Source organism: Streptomyces sp. NPDC006265 (genome assembly GCF_040613555.1).
GTDB lineage: Bacteria > Actinomycetota > Actinomycetes > Streptomycetales > Streptomycetaceae > Streptomyces.
Map to the genome: position 1 here is coordinate 1 of NZ_JBEXSH010001476.1, position 1,206 is coordinate 1,206.

Below are 1,206 nucleotides of genomic sequence, written 5' to 3' on the forward strand. Positions count from 1 at the left end.
TCCCCGCCACGGAGACGCCCCGGTGACCGGCGCCCGCCGTACGCCGCCCCCCAGCGGCCTCCGCAGCAGGGCGGTCCGTCCTTCGGCGGCGGTGATGACGACTGGGTGATCTCCCCGCCGACGTCCGGCCCTGGCGGCCACGGCGGCCCCGGCGGTCCCGGTCCCGGTCAGGGCGGCTACGGCTACCCGCAGCCCGGCGCGACCCAGGCCCCGCCCGGCCCCGGTGGCTTCCCGCAGCAGCCCCAGGCGCCGCAGGGACCCGCGACCTGGACCGCGACCATCGGGCCGGACCGCGACTACTTCATGGCGATGATGCACCGCTCCGGCCCCGAGGCCGCGGGTCTGAACCTGCCGGCGTACTCGCCCGAGCAGCAGCGCGCGCTCACCGGCAACCAGCTCACCATCGGGCGCCGCCGGCACTCCACCGGCGACACCCCCGACATCGACCTGTCGGTGCCGCCGGAGGACCCGGGCGTCTCGCACCAGCACGCCGTGCTGGTCCAGCAGCCGGACGGCAGCTGGGCGGTCGTCGACCAGAACTCGACGAACGGCACGACGGTCAACGGCTCGGACGAACCGATCCAGCCGTTCGTCCCCGTACCGCTGCAGGACGGCGACCGGGTGCACGTGGGCGCCTGGACGACGATCACGGTCCGCCGCGGCTGAGCCGCCGCGACGGAAGGCCGTTCACGACGGGAGGGGCCAGGCGTACGGCCCCTCCGGGTCGTCCAGCCAGGCCCATTCCCTCTCCTCGCTGACGGTGATGCCGTAGCGCTCGCGCTGCGGCCTGCCCTCCTGTTCCCAGAGTGCGTGCGCCTCCTGTGGGTCGAGGCTGCCGCGGGTCAGGGCCAGCAGGAACCGGAACAGGTCGTCCTCCCGGGCCCGGTGCGGCACCCCGCCCAGCTGGACCGGCTCACCCCCGGGCCGGCCCGCGCCGCGCAGCGGCACGAAGTAGGCGGGCGTGTGCAGGAACCGTCCCTCGGCCTGCCCGGCGCCGGTCACCGTGAGCACGATCAGGCCGGTGGCGAACGGCATGAGGATCCGGCCGCCGGGGCGGCTCTGGGCGACCCAGGCGCGCGGGACACCGCTCAGCGCGCAGGTCGCGATGATCCGGTCTGGTTCTGCGCGGTGGGCGGTACCAGGCACGCGTCCGTGACGGTGCCGAGCTGGCAGTGGCCGCAGTGCCCGGTGGCGCAGCGCATGTTC

At 75.5% G+C, this 1,206-nt stretch carries 1 protein-coding gene and 1 pseudogene; one reads left to right on the top strand and one right to left on the bottom strand.

Annotated features, from left to right (window positions below; all coding sequences use genetic code 11):
• The coding region (locus ABZ281_RS49930) for an FHA domain-containing protein (protein ID WP_356665534.1) at positions 1-666 on the top strand (666 nt) is incomplete at its 5' end.
• 21 nt (positions 667-687) lie between these two features.
• On the opposite strand, the pseudogene ABZ281_RS49935 reads toward ABZ281_RS49930, so the two are convergent.
• A pseudogene (locus tag ABZ281_RS49935) lies at positions 688-1,128 on the bottom strand (methyltransferase); the annotation flags it as partial.
• Between the last annotated feature and the right edge of the window lie 78 nt (positions 1,129-1,206).